Annotated in this window: 17 protein-coding genes and 1 riboswitch; of the genes, 7 read left to right on the top strand and 10 right to left on the bottom strand. The window is 63.2% G+C overall.

The window, feature by feature from the left end:
* Positions 1 to 36: 36 nt before the first annotated feature.
* Together FJ986_RS01530 and FJ986_RS01525 are read right to left on the bottom strand one after the other, a co-directional pair.
* Positions 37 to 1,017, bottom strand: coding sequence for a bifunctional riboflavin kinase/FAD synthetase (locus FJ986_RS01530; protein WP_140495019.1), 981 nt, complete (start codon positions 1,015 to 1,017; stop codon positions 37 to 39).
* Positions 1,018 to 1,023: 6 nt separating this feature from the next.
* Complete coding sequence (locus FJ986_RS01525; RefSeq protein ID WP_140673364.1) at positions 1,024 to 1,884, bottom strand: TIGR01459 family HAD-type hydrolase; 861 nt, start codon at positions 1,882 to 1,884, stop codon at positions 1,024 to 1,026.
* 249 nt (positions 1,885 to 2,133) lie between these two features.
* Here FJ986_RS01525 and FJ986_RS01520 point away from each other — a divergent pair, with 249 nt between their 5' ends.
* The 3 genes from FJ986_RS01520 to FJ986_RS01510 all read left to right on the top strand — a co-directional run bounded on the left by FJ986_RS01520 (position 2,134) and on the right by FJ986_RS01510 (position 6,972).
* Positions 2,134 to 4,053, top strand: coding sequence for a pilus assembly protein (locus FJ986_RS01520; protein WP_140673229.1), 1,920 nt, complete (start codon positions 2,134 to 2,136; stop codon positions 4,051 to 4,053).
* 195 nt (positions 4,054 to 4,248) lie between these two features.
* Positions 4,249 to 6,225 (top strand): TadE/TadG family type IV pilus assembly protein, encoded by a 1,977-nt coding sequence (locus FJ986_RS01515; protein ID WP_181169905.1) that lies wholly within the window; start codon positions 4,249 to 4,251, stop codon positions 6,223 to 6,225.
* A 114-nt stretch (positions 6,226 to 6,339) separates the two neighbouring features.
* Complete coding sequence (locus FJ986_RS01510) at positions 6,340 to 6,972, top strand: LysE family translocator (protein ID WP_140583801.1); 633 nt, start codon at positions 6,340 to 6,342, stop codon at positions 6,970 to 6,972.
* A gap of 25 nt (positions 6,973 to 6,997) precedes the next feature.
* Here FJ986_RS01510 and FJ986_RS01505 read toward each other — a convergent pair whose 3' ends face one another.
* The gene (locus tag FJ986_RS01505; RefSeq protein ID WP_140673227.1) at positions 6,998 to 7,822 is read right to left on the bottom strand and encodes a DUF2189 domain-containing protein; all 825 of its coding nucleotides are present in this window, start codon (positions 7,820 to 7,822) and stop codon (positions 6,998 to 7,000) included.
* Positions 7,823 to 8,151: 329 nt separating this feature from the next.
* On the opposite strand from FJ986_RS01505, the gene FJ986_RS01500 reads away from it, so the two are divergent.
* Positions 8,152 to 8,658 carry a CAP domain-containing protein gene (locus tag FJ986_RS01500; protein WP_140515544.1) on the top strand — a complete coding sequence of 169 codons (507 nt, stop codon included), beginning with the start codon at positions 8,152 to 8,154 and terminating at the stop codon, positions 8,656 to 8,658.
* 53 nt (positions 8,659 to 8,711) lie between these two features.
* Here the strand turns inward: FJ986_RS01500 and FJ986_RS01495 are convergent, their stop codons facing one another.
* From FJ986_RS01495 to FJ986_RS01465, 7 genes are all read right to left on the bottom strand, one after another.
* Positions 8,712 to 10,244 (bottom strand): DHA2 family efflux MFS transporter permease subunit, encoded by a 1,533-nt coding sequence (locus tag FJ986_RS01495; protein WP_140494247.1) that lies wholly within the window; start codon positions 10,242 to 10,244, stop codon positions 8,712 to 8,714.
* A 310-nt stretch (positions 10,245 to 10,554) separates the two neighbouring features.
* Positions 10,555 to 11,733 carry an HlyD family secretion protein gene (locus tag FJ986_RS01490; RefSeq protein WP_140494249.1) on the bottom strand — a complete coding sequence of 393 codons (1,179 nt, stop codon included), beginning with the start codon at positions 11,731 to 11,733 and terminating at the stop codon, positions 10,555 to 10,557.
* Entirely contained in the window at positions 11,730 to 12,209 is a 480-nt protein-coding gene (locus tag FJ986_RS01485) for a MarR family winged helix-turn-helix transcriptional regulator (RefSeq protein ID WP_140495025.1), read from the bottom strand. Before FJ986_RS01485 ends, FJ986_RS01490 begins: the two co-directional genes overlap by 4 nt.
* 128 nt (positions 12,210 to 12,337) lie before the next feature.
* Positions 12,338 to 13,357, bottom strand: coding sequence for an iron ABC transporter permease (locus FJ986_RS01480; protein WP_181170923.1), 1,020 nt, complete (start codon positions 13,355 to 13,357; stop codon positions 12,338 to 12,340).
* 8 nt (positions 13,358 to 13,365) lie between these two features.
* Positions 13,366 to 14,313, bottom strand: a complete 948-nt coding sequence (locus FJ986_RS01475) for an ABC transporter substrate-binding protein (protein ID WP_140521643.1) — start codon at positions 14,311 to 14,313, stop codon at positions 13,366 to 13,368.
* A 39-nt stretch (positions 14,314 to 14,352) separates the two neighbouring features.
* A complete protein-coding gene (locus FJ986_RS01470; protein WP_140557112.1) occupies positions 14,353 to 15,141 on the bottom strand; it encodes an ABC transporter ATP-binding protein in 789 nt (262 codons plus the stop codon).
* Between the two features lie 256 nt (positions 15,142 to 15,397).
* Positions 15,398 to 15,607: riboswitch (cobalamin riboswitch) on the bottom strand.
* Positions 15,608 to 15,669: 62 nt separating this feature from the next.
* Positions 15,670 to 16,695 carry a LacI family DNA-binding transcriptional regulator gene (locus FJ986_RS01465; protein ID WP_140494255.1) on the bottom strand — a complete coding sequence of 342 codons (1,026 nt, stop codon included), beginning with the start codon at positions 16,693 to 16,695 and terminating at the stop codon, positions 15,670 to 15,672.
* Positions 16,696 to 16,876: 181 nt separating this feature from the next.
* Between FJ986_RS01465 and FJ986_RS01460 the strand changes: the two genes are divergently transcribed.
* The 3 genes from FJ986_RS01460 (at position 16,877) to FJ986_RS01450 (ending at position 19,909) form a co-directional block, all read left to right on the top strand.
* A complete protein-coding gene (locus tag FJ986_RS01460) occupies positions 16,877 to 17,908 on the top strand; it encodes a Gfo/Idh/MocA family oxidoreductase (RefSeq protein WP_140631406.1) in 1,032 nt (343 codons plus the stop codon).
* A gap of 2 nt (positions 17,909 to 17,910) precedes the next feature.
* Complete coding sequence (locus FJ986_RS01455) at positions 17,911 to 18,816, top strand: sugar phosphate isomerase/epimerase (protein WP_181165126.1); 906 nt, start codon at positions 17,911 to 17,913, stop codon at positions 18,814 to 18,816.
* A gap of 85 nt (positions 18,817 to 18,901) precedes the next feature.
* Complete coding sequence (locus tag FJ986_RS01450) at positions 18,902 to 19,909, top strand: substrate-binding domain-containing protein (RefSeq protein WP_140565111.1); 1,008 nt, start codon at positions 18,902 to 18,904, stop codon at positions 19,907 to 19,909.
* The last annotated feature ends 62 nt before the right edge of the window (positions 19,910 to 19,971 follow it).

Here is a 19,971-nt window from a genome sequence, read left to right as displayed (position 1 = left end):
TTCGAGCATGATCTAACCCGAAAACCGGACCATGCTTCAAAAAGCCATGGCCGCGTCGAGTTGCGAAAGTGGCTTGACGCCGGCCAGCAGTGCTCTCGCCTCAGCCTCGTCGCGCTTCATCTGCGCGACCAGCGCATCAAGCCCGTCGAACTTCACCTCGCTGCGCAGGTAACCGAAGAACGACACCTGGCAGATCTCGCCATAGAGGTCACCGGAAAAATCGAAGACGAAGGTTTCCAGAAGCGGCGCGCCATCATCGTCGACGGTCGGACGGCGGCCAAAGCTGGCAACGCCATCATGCAGCCTTCCGTCGGCGCGGCGAAAGCGAACGGCATAGATGCCTTCCCTGAGGGTGGCCTCGGCGGGAAGCCTCATGTTGGCGGTCGGAAAGCCGAGCGTTCGCCCCAGTTTCTGGCCGCCCACGACTTCGCTCTCCACCGTGAAGCGATAGCCGAGCAGGCCGGCGGCCTCGGCCACCGCGCCTTCGCAAAGCAAGGCGCGGATGCGGCTCGATGAAACCACCTCGGCGCTTTCGTCCCGAAATGCATCGACCAGCGTGACGCCGAAGCCATGGCGCTCGCCAGCCGCCATCAGATAGGCCGGCCCGCCCTGGCGGTCCTTGCCGAAATGGAAATCGAAGCCGGTCACGGCATGGGTGATGCCAAGCGTTCTCTCAAGCACGTCGGTCACGAAGGCTTCCGCCGATAGCGAGGCGAAGTCGCGCGTGAAAGGCTGTTCGACGAGCGCGGCAAAGCCCAGCAGCGACAGGAGCCGCGCCTTCATCGGCGGCGGCGTCAGCACGAACAGCGGTATCTCGGGCCTGAATATCTTTCGCGGGTGCGGTTCGAAAGTCAGCACCAGCGCCGGCACGCCACGCCGCCGCGCCTCCGCCAATGCCCGTTCGAGCACCGCCTGATGACCGCGATGGACACCGTCGAAATTGCCGATCGCGACAACGCCGCCGCGCAAATCGGCGGGCAGCGGAGCGGTTGCCGAAAGGTGCTGGAAAGCGTCCATCGCCATCTACCGCAGCCTGGGAATGACGGCCACTGGATGATAGGCGTGCCTGTCAAGAAACGCGGCGAGCCTTGCGGGATCCGGTTGCGATGCATCGCCATAGTCGCGGGCATGAATGCCGCCTGAGACATAGAGAACGTCGAAACCGTTGTCGGCGGCGCCCTTGATATCGGTCAGCATGCCGTCGCCGATGGCCAGCACCTGGCGGCGCTCGACCGGCCGGCCAAGGATCTCCGCCACCTCCCTCATCGCCACATCATAGACGGGCGCATAAGGCTTTCCGGCTATCAGCGTGCGACCGCCGAGCTGCGCGTAGTCGCGTGCCAGGGCGCCGGCGCACCAGATGATGCGTTCGCCGCGCTCGACCATGATATCCGGGTTGGCGCAGATGAAAGGCAGGTTCCTGGCGCGCAACCGCCGCAGCAGCTCCGCATAATCTTCGGGCTTCTCCACTTCGTCATCGAACAGGCCGGTGCAGACGACGCCGGATGCCTCGAACTCCTCGACGAGATCGACGTCGAGCCCGTCATAGAGGGTCAAGTCTCGCTCGGCGCCGACATGGAAGATCTTTCGCGGGCCTTCCACGATCAGGTCGCGGGTCACGTCGCCCGAGGTGACCACGCGGTCGTAGGCCGATGGGGGAACGCCGATGACGTTCATCTGGGCCACGACGTCGGCGCTGCGGCGCGGCGAATTGGTGATCAGGACGACGGGAATGCCGGCCGTACGGGCTGCCGTCAGCGCCGACGCAGCCGCGGGAAAATGCCTTTCGCCATTGTGCACCACGCCCCAGACATCGCAGAGAATGGCCGAATAGTTCTTCGACACGTCTTCGAGCGAACCGATGATGTCAGGCGAGGCCGCCATGCCGTATCCTTCAGTCATGATCGTTGCGGTGCCGCAGCCGACGGTTCGCCGCAGCCGGTTGGAATTATCCGAACCGGCCCAGCCTGTCACCAGCTTTCGCCCGCCTGTACCGGCATCCGCCACCGTTCACTGGTTGGTTAACGAGCTTTGAAAATGCAGCCTGACCTTGGATATATTCCAGAAACCTGAAATTTAACGATTTATGACACCGTCCCCACTGACTATCGATTTGGCGGGGCAGCTGTGACAATGATCCGAAGATTCGGACGCGACCGGCGTGGCAATTATGCGCTGATGACCGTGCTCGCCATGGTGCCGCTGATGGGCGCCGTGGCGATCGCCGTCGACTATACGGAAATGGTGGGCCAAAGGCAAAACGCCTTGAACGCCTTGGACGCGGCCGGCTTCGCCACGGCCCAGCAGATCGTTGCCGGCGCCAGCGACGCCGACGCCGTGGCCTATGCCAAGAATTTCTTCGAAGCCAATCTCGCGCATATCGATCCGGCCAACACCACGCTGGCCGTGACGCTGCCCAACAACAACACAGGCGGCGGGACGCTGAAGCTCTGCGCGACCTTGGTCTACAAACCCTATTTCGAGCCGACGGCTAAACTACTGCTGGGCGGCAGCGCCGGCAGCACCGATATCGGCTTCAGCACCTGCTCCGAAGTGCGCCTGAAGAACACGCTGGAAGTGTCGCTGGTGCTTGATAATTCCGGTTCGATGAAGGAGCTCGGCAAAGGCTCGAACAAGGTGCGGTTCGACCTTCTCAAGAGCGCCGCCAAGCAGTTGGTCGACCAGTTGGCCGGCCAGGCCCAGCAGATGAGACAGGTCACCAAGCCGGTCCAGTTCAGCCTCGTTCCCTTTGCCGCCTCGGTGAATGTCGGTGCGGGCAACGCTTCGGCGGCGTGGATGGACACGACCGGCATATCGCCTATCCATCATGAGAATTTCGACTGGACGACCATGAGTTCGTCCTTTTCGTCCACCAAATACGCGCAGAAGATTGCCGGCATCTGGTACGCGAAAGGCACCGGCTGGGACGCGAGCCAGAAAGACCAGCCGCTGACCCGGTTCTCGATCTACAAACAGATGAAACGCATTTCAGCGTGCAGTCTCAAGAATTGGGACGGTACTTGTGCATCGAACGCGACCTTCACCTATGCGCCGGTCGCGAGTTGGGGTGGCTGCGTCGAGTCGCGTCCATATCCATACAATATCCAGGACACAGCTGCATCGACAACACTGCCTGCAACGCTTTTCGTGCCGATGTTCGCGCCCGACGAAACCGACCGCGTCGATAGCTCTTCAAGGCCAGCCAATAACAATTGGGATGTCGACGCCCCAGTGAGTTCAGGCGCGTCCGACGCCGCACGCCAGCGCTACATGCCAAAATATTTCGACTGGGTGAACAAGGTCACGCCGGCCTACGGCATGGACGCCGGGCCGAATACAAGCTGCAGCACGACGGCAATCACGCCACTAACCGATGTTTCCACGACAGCCGGCGCAACTTTGATCAAAAACGCCATCGATGCCATGGCCGACGACGGCGCCACCAACGTGCCGGAAGGCATGGCCTGGGGCTGGCGGAGCCTTTCCAGCACGGCACCCTTCACCGAGGGCCGGCCCGAAACGGAAAGAGGCAACGACAAGGTACTGATCGTGCTGACCGACGGCGCCAACACCTACTACACGCCGACCTCGGTGACGGCGCAGACCTACTCTGGAACCAATTGGAGTTCTGGCGGTAACGACCTGGCTGGCAGCAAGGCGATCTATTCGGCTCTCGGTTACGTCGTCCCCTACAGCAACGGCTACAGCTATGGCCGCATGTTCTTGGGGACCAGCGCCAATGTCGCGAAGGACGATTATTCCAACGCCAACTACACCAAAGCGATGAACGAGCATTTCACCGCCCTGTGTAACAACGCCAAGGCCGCCGGGGTCATGGTCATGACCATCGCGCTTGATCTGGACGCCACCAAGACAGCGGAGAAAACGCAGATGGATGCGCTGAAGGCCTGTTCTTCGGATTCCCGCTTCAGCAAGGACAAGACCGATCCGAGCAAGCCGATGAAGCTGTTCTGGAATTCGACGGGCGCAACGCTGTCCGACGATTTCAAGGCGATCGGCAACGAGCTGTCCAACCTGCGCATCGTCAGCTGATCCGACGAATTCCACGTCGACGCCCTGCATCCGGCGGGGTGTCGTTTTTTGGAGGCACCGGGGGGCCGCTCCAGATTGGTTAGTGCTTGGTGAAGCGCGAACCAAGCAATCGAGCGGTTTCCCAAACCCGTCCTTCAGCGTTTTGTGGAAAGCTGGCATCGAACGAGAATCCGCCGGCGGGGGCCGCTGCAAGACATGCGTGAAATCTGGCATCAATTCCGCCGCGACAGGCGCGGCAACTATGCTCTCGTGACGGCCTTCGCGATGGTCCCGCTGATGGGCGGGCTGGCGCTCGCGGTCGACTTCACGGAAATGAACCGCGAAAAGCAGACGGTGTTGAACGCGCTCGACGCCGCCAACTTCGCCACGGCGCGCCGCGTGACGGAAGGCGCCACCGACGACCAGCTGAGGGCCTATGCGCTCGACTTCTTCAATGCCAATCTGAACGATGTCGATCCCGCCAACACGACGCTCAACCTCACTTTGCCCAGCAACGCCGCTGGCGGCGGAACAATGAAGCTTTGCGGCACCTTGACCTATAATCCTTACTTCCTGCCGACGGCGAAGATACTGCTCGGCGGCACCGGCGCCACCAATATCGGCTTCACCGCGTGCTCGGAGGTGCGGCTGAAGAACACGCTCGAAGTAGCGCTGGTGCTCGACAATTCCGGATCGATGGTCACGCCCGGAACCGGCTCGGGGCAGAAGCGCATCGATCTCCTCAAGACCGCGGCGAAGCAGTTGGTCGACACGCTTGCCCAACAGGCCGCGATGATCAAGCAGGTCGACAAGCCGGTGCAGTTCGGCCTCGTACCCTTTGCCGCCTCGGTCAATGTCGGTCCTGGCAATGGCAATGCGTCCTGGATGGACACCGAGGGCCTGTCACCGGTGTCGAACGAGAATTTCGACTGGTCGACGCTGAACGCCGCCAACAAATACGCCCAGCAGACCAACGGCATCTGGTACAAACGCGGCACCGGCTGGGGCGACGAGGAAGGCCAGATGCTGACCCGGTTTTCGCTCTACCGCGACATGAAGGTCGTCACCAGCCATGAGCGTGTTAAAAACAGCAAGCACGTTGTTTGTGCTGAATACAACTGGAACAATACCTGCAAGCGCAGTTACGACGCATACGACTATGTCGATTCCTACGGTCCGTTCGCCAGCTGGCAAGGCTGTGTCGAAGCCCGGCCCTACCCCTACAATGTCAACGACGCCCCGCCGTCCGGCGGCTCGGCCAACACCGGGATAGGCGTGGGCGATCCGGCGACGATGTTCGTGCCGATGTTCGCCCCGGATGAACCCGGCAATCACTGGAAGATCACCCAGGATCCCAACGAAGCCGCACCAAAGACCTACGGCGCCATCAACAGCTGGTGGAACGACGATCCTTCGAGCAGCAGCGGCCAAGCCCGGCTGCGCAACATGACCAAATATTTCCAGCCGCGGCCGATCGATGCGCCGGTATTGCCCGCAGGCAACGGCCCGAACTACAGTTGCACCACCAACCCGATCACGCCGCTGACCGACGTCAGCGTCGCCGATGGGCTCGCCACGATCAAAGCCGCGATCGACCTGATGCAGCCGGATGGCGGCACCAATGTTCCCGAGGGCATGGGCTGGGGCTGGCGGGTGGTCTCGAGCGGCGAGCCGTTCACGCAGGGGCGCCCGGAAACAGAAAAAGGCAACGACAAGGTGGTGATCGTGCTGACCGACGGCGCCAACACCTATTACACGCCGTCTTCGCTCAGCTATTCCGACCCCGCCGATTCGAAGTCGACCTACGCGTCCTACGGCTATCTCAAGCCCGGCTATGCCGGCACCTCGGTCGGGCGCCTGTTCATGGGCACATCGAGCGCCATCGGCCAGTTCGACTATTCGAACGGCAATTACACCAGCGCGCTCAACGAGCAGATGACGACGCTTTGCAACAACGCCAAGGCGGCCAACATCATGGTGATGACAGTGGCTCTCGACCTGTCCACGACCAAGACCACCGACAAGAACGCCATCGATGCGCTGAAATCATGCTCGTCGGTCTCGCGCTTCCGCAAGGACCCGGCGGATCCGAGCAAACCCGCCAAGCTGTTCTGGAATGCGACGGGCGCCAGCCTGTCCAACGATTTCAAGGAAATCGGCAACGAATTGTCGAACCTGCGCGTGGTCGGTTAACCGAACTCTGGCGCAACGCCCGACGCCGCCAAGCCCTTGTGGGCGCCTGCCGCAACGGGCACATAATGGCTGCACGCTGGATCGCATCCATCGCGGCACGCCTGGGGACGAACAATGCCCGATACCGCCAACCACCTCGCCTTCGCGCTGGTCTGCCTGGGCATGGTGCTGACGCCGGGTCCAAACATGATCTACCTGATCTCGCGCTCCCTGTCGCAAGGGCCGAAGGCCGGGTTGATCTCGCTTGGCGGGGTCGCCGTCGGTTTTCTCTTCTATGTGCTGTCGGCGGCATTCGGAATCACGGCGCTGCTGCTGGCCGTACCCTTCGCCTATGACGCGCTGCGCTTTGCCGGCGTGCTCTATCTCCTGTGGCTGGCCTGGCAGGCCGTGAAGCCGGGCGGACGCTCGCCATTCCAGGTGCGCGACCTGCCGAAAGACGGGCCGCGCAAGCTGTTCGCCATGGGCCTGATGACCAATCTGCTCAATCCGAAGGTGGCGGTGCTCTATTTGTCGCTGCTGCCGCAATTCATCAGCATTGGCAAAGGCCATGTCCTGTCTCAGCTTCTTGTGCTCGGCGCGACGCAGATTTCGATCAGCCTGACCGTGAATGCCATCATCGCGGTGATGGCCGGCTCGATCGCCGCGTTTCTCGCCGGGCGGCCTTTGTGGCTGGTCATCCAGCGCTGGATGATGGGAGGGGTGCTGACGGCGCTGGCGCTGAAGATGGCGACCGACGCACAGCGCTGAGCCCAGCGGCGGCCCCGGCGTTGGTCTACATCGGCCGTCTTGTCTGCTGCGTCCGCTCCGGTTCCACCACCTTGCGGTAGAGGTGCCAGGTGGCATGGCCAAGGATGGGCATAACGACCGCGAGCCCGGCAAACAGCGGGATCGAACCGATCACCAGCAGCACCGCGACCGTCAGGCCCCAAAGAGCCATCTGCAGCGGATTTGCCATCACCGCCCGCGCCGAGGTTTCTATGGCCGAAACGGCGCCGACGTCACGGTCGAGCAGCAGCGGGAAGGCGACGACAGTGGTGGCCAACACGATCACGGCGAAAACGAAGCCGGCGGCGTTGCCGAGAAGGATCAACGTCCAGCCCTTGCTGGTCGTCAGCACGTCGCGGACAAAGGCGTCGATCGAAGCCGGCGGCTGGTCGCCGAACAGGCTGGTGTAGATCGACTGCGCGGTGAACAGCCACAACAGGAACAGCACGAAAAGCATGATGCCGATGACCGCGATCGAAGGCACCGCCGGCGAGTGGCGGACATCGAGGGCATGCCGCCAGTTGGTGTTCATGCCGAGCTCGCGCCGGCGGCTGATCTCGTAGAGGCCGAGCGCGGCGAAAGGGCCGACAAGGGCGAAACCCGACATCAAGGGATAGGCGAGCTGAATGGCGTTGGAGCCAGACGTCCACTGCGTCAGGATCAGGCCGACGATCGGATAGATCAAGCACAGGAAAACGTAGTGAGACGGTTTTGCCCAGAAATCCTCGGCACCGAGCCGCAGCGCATCCCAGAGGTCCGATGTGGTGATGTGGCGCACCGTGGGCTGCACATGCATACCACGCGCGTCCGCCATGACATGAAAGCTAGCCATAAGCTTCCTCCCGTTGTCGGGGGCGGTCACCACCGTGATGGCCGCCCGTAGCTGCCACTAGTAGATGTAACAGCATACCCGATTTGCCAGGGGCTGTCGCCAAATCGATGGTTCCAGACAGGCTATCACGGGATTGTCATCGCTGCCCGGCAGAAGCCGCGCGATCTTCGGCATCGGATTTCCCGGACGATGGGCCATTCGAAGCTGGATGGCCAAACGCAACGTTTGAAGACTACGCGGTGCGATCAGCGAAGGCCAAGGCATCAATTTCCTCGACAGTTTCTTCGGCTTGCCCGTCAAAAGCCATGATCGCGACTATGCAGGCAGGAATGAACACTGTCATCGACCTCCCTCCAGAACCGCGCCGGACAAGACGCTCCTTGCTGATCGGCCTTGCGGCCATTGCCGGGCTTGCCGCCTGCACCACCGTTTCCGTGCCCACCGGTGAGGGCGCAGGTGTCTCTTCCTCCGCCACGGCCACCCTGGCCAACTTGCGCGCTGCGGCCGGGCGGACTCCGCTGACCGCGGACACCCAGCTCGAACAGGCGGCGTTGCAGCAGGCCGGCTACATGGCGTCGCGGACGCGCATGAGTCACACCACCGGCTGGGGCAAGGATTTCGCCTCGCGCATGAAGGACAATGGTGTGCACGGCGCTGCGGCCGAGAACATCGCCGAAGGCCGCTTCGACCAGCAGAAACTGTTCGATATCTGGATGCATTCGACCGGCCACCGGCGCAACATACTCGACCCGGACTTCAGTCGTTTCGGGCTTGCCTATGTCCGCGACGGCCGCGACCCCGGCCTCCGCTACTGGGCCCTGGTGCTCGGAAGGTAGCAAAGCCATCGCCGGCAGCGGCATCGCCGGCAGCGGACAGCCGTCGGCGAATATCAATCCATATGTGCCGCCGGCGCGCCGCCAGCCGGCGCCGTCTTCGGCTTGCGCAGCAGGATCACGAACGGAATGGCGGCCAGCGTCATTATCATCAGGATTTTGAAGTCGTTGACGTAAGAGATCATCATCGCCTGGATGTTCACCATCCTGTCGACCTGGGACAATGCCATCTGGTCGCCGCCGGCCGCCGCCGGCGAAACCGCCCACAGATTGGGGTTGAACGGATTGATAAAGGTGGAAAGCTCGGCGTGATTTATCTGTGTGTTGCGCACCATGAGCACCGTCACGACCGATACGCCGATGGACGAGCCGAGGTTGCGCACAAGGCTGAACAAAGCCGTGGCATCGGTGCGGAAGCGTACGTCAAGCGTGGCGAAGGCCACCGTCGACAGCGGCACGAATACCATTCCCATTCCCAGGCCCTGGATGATGCCTGAAGTGATGATCAGCCAGTTGTCCATCTGGGGCGAGAAGCCGGCCATCGTGTAGAGCGACTGCGCGGTCAGGAGGAAGCCGATGACGACGAGGATTCTGGCGTCGACCTTGCTCATGAGCCGGCCGACGACGAGCATCGAGATCATCGTCCCCACGCCGCGCGGCCCGATCACGATGCCGATGGTGATGGTCGGATAGCCGAAGATGGTCGACAGCATCGGCGGCAGCAGCGACATGCTCGCCAGGATGAGCACGCCCATGACGAAGATGAACGCCAGCCCGGTCACGAAATTGCGGTCGAGGAAGATCTTGGGGTCGATGAAGGGATGCTCTGCCGTCATCGTGTGGATGATGAACACCCAGAAGCCGGTTATCGAAAGGCCAAGCTCGATCCAGATCTCGACCGACGAGAACCAGTCGACCTCGCCACCACGATCGAGCAGCAGCTGCAGAGCGCCGACGCCGAGCGATATCATGGCGAAGCCGAAGAAATCGAAGCTTCGCACCCGCCGCGCAATGGCCGGCAGATAAGCGGCCATGCCAAGGAAGGCGACGATGCCGACCGGCAGGTTGATAAAGAACACCCAGCGCCAGCTGAAATTCTCGGTCAGCCAGCCACCAAGCGTGGGACCCAGAATCGGCCCCAGCATGATGCCGGCGCCCCAGATGGCCATTGCCTGGCCGTGGCGTTCCTTCGGGTTGATGTCGAGCAGGAAGGTCTGCGACAGAGGCACGATCGCGGCGCCGAACACGCCTTGCATGAGCCGGAACAACACGATGGTTTCAAGGCTCCAGGCCAGACCGCACAGCATCGAGAAGATGGTGAAGCCGACCACCGCCGTCAGGAACAGTTCCTTGCGGCCGAAACGGTCCGCAAGCCAGCCGGTGACCGGCGTCATGATCGCCGCCGCCACGATGTAGGAGGTCAGCACCCAGTTGATGTTGTCGGGCGAGGCGCCGAGATCGCCGGTCATGGTCGGCAGCGCGACGTTGGCGATCGTGGTGTCGAGCGCCTGCATGATCGTCGCCAGCATGAGCGCAACCGTGATCAGGCCACGATGCGGCACTTCTTTGAAAGGTTCTGGCGTGCTCATGATGCGGAACTTCCAGCCGGTAACAAAAACGTGTACACAGGGTTTCCGGGCGGCAAAGCCTTCCGTTGAGAGACCCTCATCGCGGTGGGACGCGATTATCGATGTGGGGGTTACATCGACCGAAAGTCTCGATTGAGCGGATGCCTGCCGCCCGGAAACATGAGGACCGACGGGTCCGTGTCGAAGATTTCAGCTTTCGATCAAGCCGCGATGCGGTTTGCCCCGAAGGCTGACCCTTCCACTCCTCCCATCAGACCAATCCCCCTGCTCAGTGCGTCCACCCGCATGATCCCCGCGGGCTTCCGCTGATTTACTTCGCGACCTCGCCAGCCGTGGCGTGGCCGAAAATGCCAGGCAGGCCGCGCGCCACGCCCGTGTCGACGGTAACGGCCGCGCTCATGCCTGTGCGCAGCATCATCTTGGCGTCGGGATCGCTCAGCTCCAGGCGGACCGGAATGCGCTGGGTGACCTTGACCCAGTTGCCGGTAGCGTTCTGGGCGGGCAGAAGCGAGAAGTCCGCTCCGGTGCCGGCGCCGATAGCCTTGACGGTCGCTTCGAAGGTCCTGCCCGGATAGGTGTCGACCACGATTTCTGCCTTCTGGCCCGGCTTCATATTGGTCAGCTGTGTTTCCTTGAAATTGGCGTCGATCCAGGTATCGCCGGTCTCGACCAGCGAGAACAGCGGCGTGCCGGAGCCGACATACTGGCCGACCTTGAAGGACGCGGCCTGGTAGACGACGCCATCGGCAGGCGCCTTCACCGTGGTCTGCGCCAGGTCGTAGGCAGCCTTGTCGCGCGCTGCGAGCGCCGACATCACGGTCGGATGTTTGTCGGTCTCGATATCGGGATTGCCGCCCAGCGCCGCCTTGGCGCTGACGATGCCCTGTTGGGCGACGGCAAGCTGCTGCTTTGCCTTATCGAGATCGTTCCTGGCCTCATCGAGCGAAGACTTGGCGTTGATACCTTTCTGGGCGAGATCGGCGGCACGGTCGTATTGCGACTGGGCATAGGCAACTTCGCTGCTGGCGGATTTCTCCTGCGCCATGGCCTGGCTGTAGGCGGCGCGCAGCTGTTCGACGTTGAGCCGCGCGGCGGCCACCGCCGCGTCGGCCTGCGCAAGTGCGATCCGGTAAGGCTCGGGGTCAATGGCGAAGAGAAGATCGCCTTGCTTCACCCTCTGATTGTCCGAGATCGCAACCTGAACGATGCGGCCCGCCGTGTCCGAGGCGATCGATACCTTGGCCTGCTGCAGGTTGGCGTTCTCCGTCTCCTGGTAGCGCCCTCCAGTGACCCAGACATAGCCGCCACCAATGACCAACGCCGCCGGCAGTGCGAACATCAACAAGAAGCGGCCGAGACGGCGCTTCTTCTTTGGCACCGGCGCCGGCTCTGCCGGAGGTGTCATTGTAACAGGGGCCGCGGCCGGCTGCTGCGGCGCTTCCATTTCCACTTTGGCGGCGTTTTCGTCGACCTTGGCTACCGCGTTCATGCTGCTGCGCCTTCCGTATTCTTGACCTTGTCGCAGGACGGTGAATCGCCATCCGCGAGATTCTGTGCCATCGCATCCAATGCCCTGATCAGGACGCGGCGATCGTCCGGCGAAACGCCGGTCAGCGACTCCTCATAGACTTCGCCGGCGAGGCTCTTGACCTCCGCATACGCGGCACTTGCCTTGGGAGTTGGGAAGATCATGCGCACGCGGCGGTCGGCGGCGTCGGAGCGGCGCTCGATCCAGCCGCCCTCCTCCATCCGGTCAACCAGCCGCGAGACGCTGATCGGCTCGATTTCAAGCAGTTCGGCAAGCCGCGCCTGCGAAACGCCCGCTTCCTTGGCGACGCGAACCATCAGGCGCCATTGCGCCGAGGACAGGCCAAGGCCGCTGGCGCGCGCTTCGAAGCGCTTTCGCATCAGCCGCTGCACGTCGTGGATCAAAAATCCCAATCTGTCTACGCCTTCGGAAACCATGAGTGGCATATATAATAAGCGTGCTTATCATTCAAGTCCGGCATTGTTCCAGAAGCCGGCAAACGTGCATGGCAGCCGTGCAGCACAATCATGGCTGCGTCCGATGATTTCGGCCGCCGCGACACCCATTACAAGCGGTTGCGGATCAGCATGGTGACAACGAAGAAGGCGCCGAGCGAGCTGGTGATGATGCCGATCGGCAGTTCCTGCGGCGGCAGCAATGTGCGCGCCAGAAGGTCGCTTGCCAGCAACAGCACCGCCCCGAACAGCGCGCAACTTACGATCAGGCGCAGATGCAGCGTACCAGCCAGCGGCCGCGACAGATGCGGGATCATGAGGCCGACGAAGCCGATGACGCCGGCGACCGAAACCAGGATCGCGGTCGAAAACGCGGCGACCAGAAACGTCGTCCGTCGCATTCGCGCCACCGGCACGCCAAGACTTTCGGCGGCATTTTCGCCGGCCAGGAAAGCGTCCAGCCGGCGATGATTCCACAGCCCGTACGCCGCAATCGTGCCGGCCCCAAGCGCACCCAGCCAGATATTGTCCCACCGCGCCAGGCCGAGCCCGCCCATCGTCCAGAACAGCACCGAATGGGCGGCGCGCTGGTCACCGGCAAAGACCAGGTAATTGGTCAATGCGGTGAACATGAAGGAGACCGCAAGTCCGGCGAGGATCAGCCGTTCGGGGCCTTGTCCCCTCACCCGCGCAACCAGCAAAAGCACAACGCAAGCCGCCAGAATACCGCCGGTGAACGCGGCGATCGGTAGCGTCCAGATCCCGAAACTGTCGCCGAAGACGGTGATGACGGAGACAGCGCCGGCGGCGGCTCCCGACGAGAGGCCGAACAGGAACGGATCGGCAAGATCGTTGCGCGTCACCGTCTGCAACAGCGCGCCGACCACGCCCAGGCCGCCGCCGAGACAGATGGCCAGGATGGTGCGCGGCAATCTGAGGTCGACGACGATCCTGCCGACCGGGCCGGACACGTCATGCCCCTTCAATCCGATCGCATGGCCAAGTGCTGCAACGACGTCGCCCAGCGGGATCATCGTCGAACCATAGGCGATCGATAGCAGCGCGAGCGCGGCCATAGCCAACGCGGCCGCCGTCATGGCCAATACGAATGCCTTGTGCCGCAAAGTCATGTTCCCGGTTAAAACGCTTCCGGATGCATCGCCCTGGCAATCTTGCCGATCGCGTCGATATTGGCCGGCCCGGGTGTCAGTTCGGCATAGCGAAGCGCCACGAAGCGTTCGTTCCTGACCGCGTCCGTCTCCTTCATTGCCGGATGCGCTTTCAGGAAATCGAGCAGCTTCCGGTAGCCGCCGCCATCCTGATAGTCGAGCAGGATGAGGAATTGCGGATTGCGCGAGGCCACCGTCTCCCAATCCGTGTTGCCCCAGCTGGTGTCCATGTCGGCCATGATGTTGTCGCCGCCGGCCGCGGAAATCATGGCGTTGGGAATGGCGAACTTGCCTGATGTGAACGGCTTGTCCTCGCCGGAATCATAGAGGAACACGCGCGTTCCCCTGCGGGCGCCGACCTTGGCCGTGATTTCGGCGAGCTGCGCCTTCCAGCCGGAGACGAGCTTATCCGCTTCGGCCTCCTTGCCGAAGATCTTGCCCAGCTTCTCGACATCGCCATAGAGCAGGTCCATCGAAGCGGCGGGGCGGTTCTTGTCGAGATGGACGCAGCTTTCCGTCAGCACCAGGGTCTTGATGCCGTGTTGCGCCAGCGTATCGGGCGTCACCTCGCCGCCCGGCTTCATGCCGTAGTACCAACCGGCGAAGAAGAAGTCGGGCTCGACAGCGACCAGGTTTTCCAGCGTCGGATATTTGGGCGCCAGTTCCGGGATCGAGCCTTGCTCGGCCTTAAATTCGGGGCCGACCTTGTACCATCCGGTGATGCCGGTCAGGCCGACGATCGACGGCTGCAGCTTCAGGGCGAAGGCCATCTCGGCCATGTTGAGATCGTGAATGACAGCGCGCTTTGGAGGCGCGTCGAAGGTCAGCGACTTGCCGCAGCTGTCGACCGTCACCGGAAAGGCGAAGGCCGTAGAGGCCAGCAGGGAGAAGGCAAGAGATACGGCAAGGCGTTTCACGGATGTTGCTCCTTCGTTGCACGGGAATTGGATCTGCGCTCACGAAGATGGCGCGGCACGGTTCGGAACCTCGAACACCGTCAGCTCGCGGTCCTCCGTCGGGTGGCGCAACCTAAAGACGTCGACACCGAAGATCTCGCGGATCAGCTGCTGAGTGAGTGCTTCGCGTGGCGGCGCCAGCACATGCAACCGGCCATGGCTCATCACCGCGACCCTGGTGGCGAAAGGCGTCACCAGCGCCAGATCGTGCAGCACCGCGATCACGGTCATGCCGAGGCCTGCAACCAGTTCGAGCAACTCGCTGCGCGCCCGCGGGTCGAGATGGTTGGTCGGCTCGTCGAGGAACAGGATCTTCGGCTCCTGTGCGATGGCGCGGGCAAGCTGGGCGCGCTGGCGCTCGCCGCCCGACAGCGAGCCGATGGTGCGGCCAAGCAGCGGCAACAGCCCGGTCCGGCGCAGCGCCTCGACGACAATGTCGCGTTCCTCGCTCCTGTGCCTGCGGCCGGTATGCGGAACCCGGCCGAGCTCGACATAATCGATCACCGCCAGCCGTGGATCCGGTTGATCGGTCTGGCCGACGACGGCGATGTGCAGCGCCCGCTCGGCGGTCGAAATCCTGTCCAGCAGGCGCCCGGTGAGCTTCACTTCGCCCGAACTCGGCCGCAGCATGCCCGACAGCATGCGCAGCAATGTCGTCTTGCCGGCGCCGTTGGGACCGATGATGGCGAGACGGTCGCCCGCCGCCACCGAAAGGCTGACCGGATGCACCAGATGCAGGCCATCCGCCGCCGCGGCCAGGTCGCGGGCCTCGAGAAGCGGCGCGGTCATGGGCAATTCCTTGCAGGGCCTGCCGGAATACGGGCCAGCGTCTTGCTTGCCAATCCTGCCGGACGCTGGCCTGAATTCACCTCGGTGGCGATATCGCGGCAAAGCGTGCACACGATGATGCGATGCATGGGAATGCAGTGAATGCGATCGATGGAGCCGTCCAACTTCCGTCACTTTCAAAAATGGCGACGGAAGGAAGCTGGCTTGAACCGGTCGACAAGACCGAACCCCGCGTCTCCTCCCGGCACACCCCGTCCGGTCAACCCATGCAGATGGCAGGTCTCCTGGCTCGCGGGTCGTTGCGCCATCCTGCCTTCCCAGCCTTGCCGGCCAGTGGCTTCTCGGATTTTGCTCGCCGCTTACAGTTGCGGGGGCAGCCATGGCTTCGACCCGAAAAACGGGCCTCACCATGTTCCCTTTTCACCCCTCGCCTTGCGGCGCGGGGACCATCACGAGTCGCAGCCTAGGATGCAGGCAGCGTCGAGGCAAGGTCGATGTATGTTCTGTTATAACGATACAAACGTGTGGTCAATCACTATCGCGCGCCACCAGTTCCAGCGGCCAGACCTCGCGAATGATCTCTGGCCCTTTCGCGCCGGCGAAAGCCGGGAGCGAGGCGAGCAGGATTTCGCCGAGCCGCCGCCCCATCGGGTCAAGGCTCGGACGAAAGCCGGTCAGCGCCGGCGAGAAATAACGGCAGAGCGGCGTGTCGACGATGACGATCACCGCGACATCCTGCCCGGGCTTGATCCCCATTTCGGCGAGCGCTTTGCAGCCGCCGAGCGCCATCGAGTCGTTGTTGAAGATAATCGCGGTCGGCGGATCCTTCGACCGCATGACTTGCGGTGTCACCGCGTAGCCACCGGCTTCGTTGATAAAACCGTCCACAATCAGGCCGGGATCGACTTCGATGCCGTGCCGCCGCAGCGCCTTGCAATAACCCTCCAGAAACAGATAACCGAAATTCAGGTCAAGCGACGGCCGGATGGCGGCGATGCGGCGGTGGCCACGCGCAACCAGCCGGTCGACCGCATCGGCGCCCGCCTTCTCGAAATCCAGATCCAGAGAGGGATAGCTGTCGTCGCCGGACCGGCTTCGGCCGAGCGTCGCGAAGGGAAAGCCGGCCTTGCTCAGATAGTCGATGCGATCGTCCTCGCGCCGCGTCCAGGCCAGTACGACGGCATCGGCACGACGCGTCTCGACGACGCGGCGCAGCCGCTCCTGTTGATAATCCGCCGGCGCGCCCATGACGATGATCAGGTCCAGCCCGCACTCGGCCAATGTCGCTTGCAGTCCGGTGAGGAACGGAATGAAGAACGGCTCGCCATACTGCTGGTCGCCCGGATGCGGCTGCAGCATGAAAGCCACGGCATGGGTGGTGCCGCGGCGTAGGTTCCTGCCCGAGTGGTTCGGTGAATAATTGAGCTTCCGGGCCGCCTCGAGCACGCGCTGGCGTGTCTCGGCGTTCACGTCGGCGCGCCCGTTAAGCGCGCGCGAGACTGTACCGATCGAAATGTTCAGGTGCCGCGCAAGATCGTGAATGCTGGACGCCAAGACCTCCCCCTCCTGCTTCTGGCTAGCACCAGCCGGTCGTGCGGCCAAGGCGTTTCAGAGCCGACGGTACAAATCCGATTGACAATATATGCCATCGGGTGTGTCATCGTAAACGTTTACGGAAGTCATTTACGGACTGCCGTGGGTGCCAGCCAGGAGGGGTTGGCCGGAGGAGCGCTGGATGATGCACGTCGTCCTGGTCGGGTGCGGAGCCATGAGCAAAACCTGGCTCGAGGCCATCAGCCAATCCCCTGCCGTCAAGATCGTCGGTCTCGTCGACCTCGACGCCGACAGGGCGCGCCAGCGGGCACGCGAATACGACCTCGCCGGGGTCGCGATCGGGACCGATCTCGACGTCGTTCTCTCCCAGACCAGACCCGATGCGGTGTTCGACGTGGTCGTGCCTGCCGCCCGTCGCGCCGTGGCGAATTCGGCCTTTGCCCATGGCTGTCATCTGTTGACGGAAAAGCCGCTGGCCGACAGCCCGGACAATGCGCGCGCCATCATCGACGATGCGCGGCGCGCCCGGCGCATCCATGCCGTGGTGCAGAACCGCCGCTACGTCGCCAACGTCCGGCGCATCCGGCGCTTCCTCGGCTCCGGCGCCATCGGCGCTGCGACCAGCATCCATGCCGATTTTTTCATTGCGCCGCATTTCGGCGGTTTCCGCGAAGGCATGCGCCATGTGCTGCTGCTCGACATGGCGATCCATACATTCGACGCCGCCCGCTACATGGTCGATGGCGAGCCGACCGAAGTGTATTGCCGGGAATGGGAGCCGGCCAATTCCTGGTACCGGCAGGGATCGTCGGCAAGCGCCACCTTCGAGCTCGGCCAGGGCAAGATGTTCACCTATCGCGGCAGTTGGTGCGCCGACGGTTTCCGCACCAGTTGGGAAGGCAGTTGGCGCATCGTCGGCGAACGCGGCAGCCTGACCTGGGATGGTCATGACGAGTTGAAGGCCGAAGCCGTGCTGCCGGAACGCGAAGGCCTGCTCGACAAGGTCGTGCCGGTAGCGGTGCCGCCGCTCGACCCTGCCGACCGCATCGGCGGGCATCTCGGCGTCATGGAAGATTTCGTCCGCGCCGTGGAAACCGGCACCGAGCCGGAGACGCGCGGCGCCGACAATATCAAGAGCCTGGCCATGGTTTTCGCGGCGATCGAAAGCGCCGAGACCGGACGCCGGATCGAAATCCCCAGGCAGGAAGGATGACCATGGCGGACCCGCTTCTCGACATCAGGATCGGCACCATGGTGCGGGCCAATCTCGAAGACCTGGCCGCCTATGTCAGGCAGATCCTGCCGCTCGGTTTCGAGAGCGTCCAGCCCTTCTTCTGGCAGACGCTGGGCGGCAAGGACCTGGGGCGGCTCGCCGGCGAGATCCGCGACGCGATCGGCGATGCCGATGTCAGCGTCAGCTCGATCGGCGTGTTCGGCAATCCACTCGAGAGCGGCGACACCGACCGCGGCGTGCTCAAGGCCTGGGAAACGGTGATCGACAGCGCGCATCTGTTCGGCACCAATCTGGTCAGCGGTTTTACCGGCCGCATCCGCGGCAAGCCGCTGACCGACAGCCTGCCGCGCTACCGCGAAGTCTGGGGCGAATTGGCCAAACGCGCGGCCGACAAGGGCGTGCGCATCGCCTTCGAGAATTGCGCCATGGATGGCAACTGGGCCGCCGGCGACTGGAACATCGCCCATAATCCGGACGCCTGGGAACTGATGTTCAACGAATTGCCGGATGAGAATCTGGGTCTGGAATGGGAGCCCTGCCATCAGTTGGTCTATCTGATCGACCCGATCCCGCAGATCCGCAAATGGGCGCATCGCATCTTCCATGTCCACGGCAAGGACGCGACGGTGCGCTGGGATGTCATACGCGAGCACGGCGTCTTCGGCCGCCTGCCCTTCGTGCAGATGCGCACGCCCGGCTTCGGCGACAGCGACTGGACGCGGGTGATCAGCGAATTGCGGCTGGCCGGATACAAGGGCGCCATCGACATCGAAGGTTGGCACGACCCGGTCTATCGCGACGATCTTGAAATGACAGGCCAGGTCCGCGCGCTGGAATACCTCCAGCAATGCAGGGGAGGCCTGAGCTACCTGCCGAACCCGACGTGAGGATTGGCCGGCGGGAGGAGCCGGACGGGATTGCCGAAGCAGATGTCGAAACCCTCGCTCGCGAGGACAAAAGGGAGGAACGTGCATGAGCATCGCCAAGAGAACGACACTTCTGCGCACGACCGTGGTGGCGACCGCCACGGCGCTCGCCGCCGCCATCTCCACCTTGCCGGCACAGGCGCTCGACGCGCAATGGTGCAAGGACGTCCACATCCGTTTCTTCGTCGGCGGCGCCGAGGGCGACGCTTTCGGCACCATTGTCTACAATGGCGCCAAGCAGGCTGCGGCCGATCTCGGACCGAAAGTGGATTACATCTTCTCAGGCTGGGACATCGAAAAAATGGTCCAGCAGCTGCGCGAGGCGGTCGCCGTCAAGCCCAACGGTATTGCCATGATGGGCCACCCCGGCGACGCCGCCATCATGCCGCTGGCCGAACAAGCGCATAAGGACGGCATCAAGATGATGTACCAGAACGTGCCGGTGCCGACGGTGGTGACGGCCTTCGGCGGCGGCTATGTCGGCGCGCAGCAGGAACAGCAGGGCCGCGCGCTCGGCGCGGAAGCCTTCAAGCTGGCCAAGCTCAAGGCCGGTGACAAGGCAATCATGATCGGCCCGTTCGAGAATGAGAGCCGCGGCGCCCGCGAGCGAGGAACCGTCTCCGCCTTGAAAGAGGCCGGCATCGATGTCGTTCAAATCAATTCCGCAACCGAATGGGCGGCCGATCCGAATCTGGCGATCCCGGTGATCACCGCCGCCTTGCTCAACAACCCCGGCGTAAAGGCCGTCGGCTACCCCGGCGGACAGATGCTCGGCAACGTCCAGACCTATATGACGGCGGCGGGCCGGAAGCCGGGCGACATCTTCAATTTCGGTTTCGACACCAGCCCGCAGATCGTCGAGGCCTTCAAGGGCGGCTGGGTGCAGCTGACCGCCGATCAGCAGCCGTTCATGCAGGGCTATCTGCCGATCCTCAGCCTCTGCCAGCAAGTGGTGCTGGGGCTGGCACCGATGAATGTCGATACCGGCGCCGGCTTCGTCACGCCTGAGAATTACAAGATCGTCGCCGAACTGGCCAAGCAGGCACTGCGCTGACCTCCCAAGCCGCCGGCCGGGGGCTCAGGCCCGGCCGGCGGGACCGCCGGCGAGGCCCGGCA

The sequence above is a fragment of the Mesorhizobium sp. B1-1-1 genome (genome assembly GCF_006442955.1).
GTDB lineage: Bacteria > Pseudomonadota > Alphaproteobacteria > Rhizobiales > Rhizobiaceae > Mesorhizobium.
Note: the sequence above shows the minus strand (reverse complement) of the source record. Positions and strands in the feature narration are given on the sequence as shown.